The 1,686-nt window shown below is 63.8% G+C and carries 1 protein-coding gene; it reads left to right on the top strand.

Features of this window, described 5'->3' with window-relative positions; genetic code table 11:
* On the top strand, window positions 1–1,686 hold a 1,686-nt coding region (locus tag MMG91_RS28735; RefSeq protein ID WP_310661446.1), incomplete at both ends, for an RHS domain-containing protein.

Genomic DNA, 1,686 nt, shown 5'->3' with positions numbered 1-1,686 from the left:
ACTGGTCGAACACATCGATTGCTCGGGTTATCCGACGCGGTTCAGCTATGACCACCGGGGCTATCTGCAAACCATCACCGATGCCCTCGGCGAGCGCACCCAATTCAGCTACGACGCCCAGGGGCGGTTGCTCAGCAGCCAGTTGCCGGACGGCCGCACCGAGCAGTATCAGCGCGACGTCAGCGGCCAGTTGATCGGCTACACCGACCCGGCCGGGCACACCACGCTGTATCAACACAACCGTCGCGGCCAGGTGCGTCAGCGCACCGATGCCCATGGCCGGCAGGTGCAATTCGGATATGACCGCTATGGGCGGCTGCAGGCGCTGACCAATGAGAACGGCGAAAGTTATCGGTTTGCCTGGGATGCCGCTGATCGGCTGACCGAACAACAGGATCTCGACGGCAGCGCCAAGCGCTACACCTATGACCTGCTGGATAACGTCGCGGCGGTCACGGCTGTTCCGGCGCCTTACGGCAACGGCCTGGCCGTCGTCCCCGAGTCGCCCCCCGCTCCCATCGTTCACCGACTGGAACGCGACGCCGTCGGCCGGCTGATCGCCAAAGTCACCGACGATGGCCGCACCGACTACTCCTACGACCCACTGGACCAACTCACCGCCGTCACCTTCACCGACCACCAGGGCAACGCACAAACCCTGAGCTTCGCCTACGACGCCCTCGGCCAGTTGCTCGAAGAACAAAGCGCGGCCGGCAACCTGCACCACCACTACGACGAACTCGGCAACCTGATCCAGACCCAACTGCCCGACGGCCGCTGGCTCAATCGCCTGTACTACGGCAGCGGCCACCTGCACCAGATCAACCTCGACGGCCAGGTCATCAGCGACTTCGAACGCGACCGCCTGCACCGCGAAGTTCTACGCACCCAAGGCCAGATCAGCACCCGCAGCGAATATGACCGCAGCGGACGCTTGCGCTCACGCCAACGCCGTCACAGCAGCCAGCCATCGCTGATGCCGGCGGCGGTGCAGAAACACTTCGAGTACGACCCCGCCGACAACCTGATCGGCAAACTCGACCAGCAACCCGCCGCGCAACACCGCCAACTGCTGTACTACGACGCCACCGGCCGCATCATCGCCAGCCAGGACAGCCTGCACGACCAGCGCGAAACCTTCGCCTACGACGACGCCGCCAACCTGCTGGACGGCCCGCAACCCGGCGCCGGGCTGGTGGTGCACAACAAACTGCTGACCTACCAGGACAAGCGTTATCGCTACGACGCCTTTGGCCGGATGATCGAAAAACGCAGCGCTCAACGGGGCCTGCAACGCTTCGCCTACGACGCCGAAAGCCGGTTGATTGAAGTGCGCAATGCAAACGGCAGCGTAGTCAGGATGACCTACGACCCGCTGGGCCGACGCATCGAAAAAACCGAGCACGACACCAACGGCTACCCTCTCGGCGAAACCCGCTTCACTTGGGACGGCCTGCGTCTGTTGCAGGAACATCGCCATCAGCAGACCAGCCTCTACCTCTACGAAGACGAAGGCTACGAACCCCTGGCCCGGGTCGACGGCACCGGCCCGCTGCAAAAAATCCGCTACTACCACAACGACCTCAACGGCCTGCCGGAACAGCTCACCGAAGCGGACGGCCACAATGTCTGGCAGGCAACTTATCGGGTGTGGGGCAACACGCTAGAGGAGGTGCGCGAGCCGTA

The organism is Pseudomonas sp. JL3, assembly GCF_031570575.1.
GTDB classification, from domain to species: Bacteria; Pseudomonadota; Gammaproteobacteria; order Pseudomonadales; family Pseudomonadaceae; genus Aquipseudomonas; species Aquipseudomonas cucumis.
This window is presented reverse-complemented; position numbering and strand designations above follow the sequence as displayed.